The sequence below is a fragment of the Fulvivirga kasyanovii genome (assembly GCF_009711405.1).
GTDB lineage: Bacteria > Bacteroidota > Bacteroidia > Cytophagales > Cyclobacteriaceae > Fulvivirga > Fulvivirga kasyanovii.
Window position 1 is genome coordinate 1 of sequence record NZ_SMLW01000296.1, and the last position, 4,633, is coordinate 4,633.

Below are 4,633 nucleotides of genomic sequence, written 5' to 3' on the forward strand. Positions count from 1 at the left end.
GTTATAAGCTTTTTCATACAAGAACACGGCCCTTTTCAGGCTTAGGGGCTGCTGACCAGATAGCATGGCCTCCATTTCACGGTAGGCATAGTAAAACATCTCCCTGCTGGGTATGTCCCTGCCCCGTAGCTCATAATCAATTTTTATAGCATCACCTGTAGCCTTTGTGCTATTAAGTTTTTTATTGGCTTCTTCAACGATTTTTCTCTGGCGTTGCTGTAGGGCTATATATTCATCCACTTCCTGCATGATAGCCTTGTTATAGGCGTTTTGCCTGGCCTGGAAAGGGTCAGTAATAGTCGGGGTTAATGGTTGAGTGGTGCTAGAGGGTGTGTCAAAGCCAATGATTTCGGGCTGCAAACTACTAGGTTGTGGTACACGCACATGGGGCACCTGACTAAGTGCAGCCGTGTGGCACAACAATAAAGTGCCCACATAGATAGGTTTTAACAGGTTCATAGGTATTACAAAAAAAGTAGCTGTTAATGAATAATCAGACTGTTTTTTGAATTATTTTTTTATAAAGTTTTGTTGTCGGATTGTAATCATCTGATAGTCAGTAGGTAATATGATGCTCAATTGTCAGGTATAGTGTCTGTGTTTTTAAGCCTGTTCACTGGTGCATCCTCCAAAAACTTCGCCATGCCTTTGCAGTGGGAGAGCATAGCATAATAAGTTTTGCTAAAATCGGCCTCGTACTGCTTTAAATAACCCATTTTATTCATGCTTTCATTTACGGCATTGCTATATAACCATGATGCAAATTCTTCATGGAGAGATTTATACTTATTTAGTAGTTCCGAAGTTTGTGTTTTTAGTACATCTATACTTTCTATGAGCTTGTCGTGTTGCCGTTGCTCTTTTAGCCAAAAAGGGGGTGGATTTTGTTGTTTCATTAATGGGTGTTTAATTCTTAAAAATGACGCTTAAATGAACTATCCGGGGCACAGTCTGACCGTGCCCTCGGATAGCAACCTAAACCCGGCCATCCCTGGCCTGATTAACCGTAAACCAACTTATTGGTATTTTTTATCGGGTTGCTTTAATAGGAGCGATTTCTTTAATGAAGTCTTCTAACCCGATAAGTATGCGCTCTATATCGTGATGGAACTGTGTGTATTTTTCTCTATGGTCACTATCAATAGACTGTTGGATGACAGGGTGAAGTTCCTTATTTACCTTCATCCACTGTCTGACTGTACGTAGAGAACTCTCCATCTCCTTGTCACTATTATCAGTTGAAACTTTCAGATCAATTTTTTCTGGTAATTCAAGTATGTCTTTCATTTACTTATGGTTTAAATTGAAGGTGGTGTGTATTGATCTTTTCACGTTACTCAGTTTTCGGATTGCTTAGAGGCCAGATCGGGATATTTCAGTAAATAAAGCTCTAAATCGGCATAAGCTTTGATAACGTACTCTGAATTTGCTAGAACCTTATCGGCATACTTGGAAAATTGGATGTATTTTTCTCGCCACTCCTCATCTAACAAACCTTGATTAATAATCATAGGCTGGAGTTCTTTGTTTAGCTCCAGGTAATACCTTAATTTCCTTAAGGATTTTTCAGAATCAGCCTTAATACTGGATACTGTTTTAATTTTGTCGGGTAGTTCTAGTGTGTCCTTCATAATTATTATATTTAAAAACTTTTAATAAAAGGCGTTATTTAATATTTGGTTTTTCGAAACATTTAAATATACAAATTGCAGTGATAAAAACAACAATAGAGGAGCGGATTTTTTTCTATAGAAACCTAATAAACTGTTCACAGGCAGAACTGGCCAGGAGAATAGGGGCAGAAACGGGCAAAGAACCTGGCAGGGATGTAATGTCGCAATACGAGAGCGGCAAACGTAAAGTTCCTTCTGAACTCGTGCCTGTCCTGGCAAAAATATTTGGTATAACCGCCGATGAGTTATTTTATAAGACAGAGATAAATGATAATAAACTGGATGAAGCTATCAGTGGATTTGAAAAAGAAGCAGAGGTGAAAAATAACAAGCTCTTTCAGGAGGCTATTGCAAAACTAAAAGAGGCCAATCAGGAAATAAGGCGGCTAAAAATGGAAAATGCTACCTATAAAAAAGCCAATGAAGACTATGAGCATGAAAATGCACGGCTTTCTCGTTTGATAGAAAATTATAGAAACCATGCATCCATGCTATTCAAAGACCCGCAATTCGAATTTGGCCAAGACAAATAAAAAAAGGCTGCATCTACCCATGCAGCCTTTTCCAATCTATAAGGGACTATCAACCATTTAATCTAATTCTCTCTTATCAATACGTTCCTTTTCCTCTATACGCTTTAGATACTCTTCAGGCACAGGCTCTTCTAGTATTCGCTTGCTTACCTCTAAGAACAATTCGTGCCGTTCCTTAATTTTCTCATGCATTGATCTTAACTCTTGGTTTTCACTGGCAATTTCCTGATAGGTGTCTTCCAACTCATGCGTAGAAGCCTCCCACTCATTACTTTTGGCCTCCCATTCATGGCTGGAAAGTGCCCACCTGCGTTTTTGCTTTGTCATTACCCAAAGTAGCATCAGCAAACCCACCAGTATAGCTATAGCATACCTAAACATTACCCACTGCTGCGCCTCCATACTGGCCTGTAGCTTTCGGTTATTATGGGCTTCTACTTCTTTGCTTAATGCGGCTTGTAAAGCTTTAGCATTCATGCCGTTATAAAAACTATCTTTTAGCTCCTGTTGCTGCTCTTTAAGGTCAGCTATCCGGTAAATATCTTCGTAAGCCACCTTTGCCCCATTATCTGTCATTATCCGGTATGATTTTGAAAGCAGTTCAAGTGTGTTATTTAACGGTTCGTTGATAATTTCTTTATCCGCCATGTTTATAGCTTGCTCAAAAATCTCTATAGCTTTTAAGTGTTTGTCTTGCTGTTGGTAAAGTGTTCCTTCGATATTATATCGTTCAACTGCTGTCTTATTATCTATGCTTATACCTCTTCCCTTTGACAAAAACTTAGTCGCTTTATCATAATTGCCTTTTGTAAGGTAAGTGTTGGCAAGGTTATCATATAATATTACCTGCATCTGTTCATAGTTGGGATTAAAAGCCAGAGCTTTATTATAATGTTCTATAGCCTGATTATATTGGCTTGCATTATAAAAAATGTTACCAGCTTCGTTGTAAACATGGGCTAGCCTGTTAACATCATTTGAATCAAATTGTAATTGTAGTGCTACAGCAAGCCTAATATTTTCCTTGGCCTCAGTGTACTGCTGAGTTTTTGAATTGCAAATAGCAAGATTTGTAACTGCTACAGACTGATATTTTAAATCCTCGGTTCTTTTATATGCTATTGCAGCCTTTTCAAAGTAGGGGATTGCATCTTTATATCCTTCGACTTTTAAAAAGATAAGACCTATATTGTTAATATCATCAGCCATTCTTGCCACATCATCAAGTTCATCAAATAAGTCCACGGCCTGCAACAACCAAGGCAAAGCACCAAGATAATCGCCCTTTATCTGTTTTACATATCCCTTACCATGTTTAGCCCTGGCTATATAGGGTTGGCTGTTTTCCTCTTTTGCCAATTTCAACAATTCATCTATATACCATTCTGCTTTGTCATTGTCTTTATAGAGATACCTGCCATAGAGCATGTAATAAGCCTGTAGGCGGGTGTCTCCGGTAAGACCGTCTTTTAAGTGTTTTTCAAGCGATGGTATATCATTCGGTAACGGATCGGGCTTAATCTCATGGTTATCGGTGCATGCCGAAAATATCAGCACCAGGGCTAGGTAGGCCACGGTTTTATTTAGGTTCAAATTGATTGGGTTGAAAGTCATAATGATGTTGGTCTTATTAAATCATATTTATGGTTAAATTTATTTAATCCCGGTGTGATCCTTCCCCATTGCTGTGTGGATCAGTAACAGGTTCTTCCCCTTGCAGGGTTATTTCATCATAAGGGTCACTGCATGAGTACATGGCGAGTGAGCAGAAGGTAACGGCAGCTAATAAAAATGTTCTAAATACTTTCATGGATATTTGGGTTTTGGTTTGTGCAATCAAAGCAAACTATTAAAATCCGGCTTGTCGCCAGACATAATTTAAACAAGTTCGTATTGGTTTTATCATAGCTATATTATCCTTCGTTTAACATGGTCGTATATCCAAATTAATTATTCAGCCTTATTTTGCAAACCGCTCGATAAGCTATTTTAAGACCGATCTATGCCATTAGCTATAAACCACTGATTGTTAATAAATTACTAGGCTTATCGCTTGTTAAATAATCATACAGGCACCATAAGAGGCCACAAATTGTCCCAAATGTGACTTTTTTGGTCGTATTTAGCAGGTATTGTCTGTAACAAGGTGTAATAAAACGTAATGAAAAGTTATGGGAATCTTATCATTTGGTGTGCTGCATATATCTCACGGGGAAAATTGTCTCGTGCGGATTATGTACCTCCCGTACCTTATGTGTTAATATTCACTTGTAAGTTTTATCCCAACCCTTACATTTTTGCATCTACAGGCCAATTCTTACCCGAATACTGTATATTGTTTTCTTTTTAGTGAAGAATTGTACTTATCGCACAACATTTTTACTAATGATAGAGTTATATGTTAACGATTTGATAAACAGGGGCTAC

Annotated in this window: 7 protein-coding genes; 1 reads left to right on the forward strand and 6 read right to left on the reverse strand. The window is 38.1% G+C overall.

Translation table 11 applies throughout. The annotated features are described in order from the left end of the window. The 4 genes from E1163_RS02220 to E1163_RS02235 all read right to left on the reverse strand — a co-directional run. Window positions 1-459 (reverse strand): hypothetical protein (locus tag E1163_RS02220; protein ID WP_155169019.1); only part of this gene is annotated, 459 nt, incomplete at its 3' end. A gap of 116 nt (window positions 460-575) precedes the next feature. Next, the gene (locus E1163_RS02225; RefSeq protein ID WP_155169021.1) at window positions 576-896 is read right to left on the reverse strand and encodes a hypothetical protein; all 321 of its coding nucleotides are present in this window, start codon (window positions 894-896) and stop codon (window positions 576-578) included. 133 nt (window positions 897-1,029) lie between these two features. Continuing rightward, window positions 1,030-1,287, reverse strand: a complete 258-nt coding sequence (locus E1163_RS02230; protein WP_155169023.1) for a hypothetical protein — start codon at window positions 1,285-1,287, stop codon at window positions 1,030-1,032. 50 nt (window positions 1,288-1,337) lie between these two features. Continuing rightward, window positions 1,338-1,631: a hypothetical protein gene (locus tag E1163_RS02235; protein ID WP_155169025.1), complete on the reverse strand. Its 294-nt coding sequence runs from the start codon at window positions 1,629-1,631 to the stop codon at window positions 1,338-1,340. Window positions 1,632-1,711: 80 nt separating this feature from the next. On the opposite strand from E1163_RS02235, the gene E1163_RS02240 reads away from it, so the two are divergent. Continuing rightward, window positions 1,712-2,206: a helix-turn-helix domain-containing protein gene (locus E1163_RS02240; protein ID WP_155169027.1), complete on the forward strand. Its 495-nt coding sequence runs from the start codon at window positions 1,712-1,714 to the stop codon at window positions 2,204-2,206. Between the two features lie 57 nt (window positions 2,207-2,263). Here E1163_RS02240 and E1163_RS02245 read toward each other — a convergent pair whose 3' ends face one another. Together E1163_RS02245 and E1163_RS02250 are read right to left on the reverse strand one after the other, a co-directional pair. Further along, window positions 2,264-3,799 (reverse strand): tetratricopeptide repeat protein, encoded by a 1,536-nt coding sequence (locus E1163_RS02245; protein ID WP_185155929.1) that lies wholly within the window; start codon window positions 3,797-3,799, stop codon window positions 2,264-2,266. A gap of 64 nt (window positions 3,800-3,863) precedes the next feature. Further along, window positions 3,864-4,016, reverse strand: coding sequence for a hypothetical protein (locus E1163_RS02250; RefSeq protein ID WP_155169031.1), 153 nt, complete (start codon window positions 4,014-4,016; stop codon window positions 3,864-3,866). Window positions 4,017-4,633 lie beyond the last annotated feature (617 nt).

Excerpts from the sequence above, each read along its gene's own strand:
- E1163_RS02225 (WP_155169021.1), bottom strand. The coding sequence starts at position 896 with ATGAAACAACAAAATCCACCCCCTTTTTGGCTAAAAGAGCAACGGCAA.
- E1163_RS02230 (WP_155169023.1), bottom strand. The coding sequence starts at position 1,287 with ATGAAAGACATACTTGAATTACCAGAAAAAATTGATCTGAAAGTTTCA.
- E1163_RS02235 (WP_155169025.1), bottom strand. The coding sequence starts at position 1,631 with ATGAAGGACACACTAGAACTACCCGACAAAATTAAAACAGTATCCAGT.
- E1163_RS02250 (WP_155169031.1), bottom strand. The coding sequence starts at position 4,016 with ATGAAAGTATTTAGAACATTTTTATTAGCTGCCGTTACCTTCTGCTCA.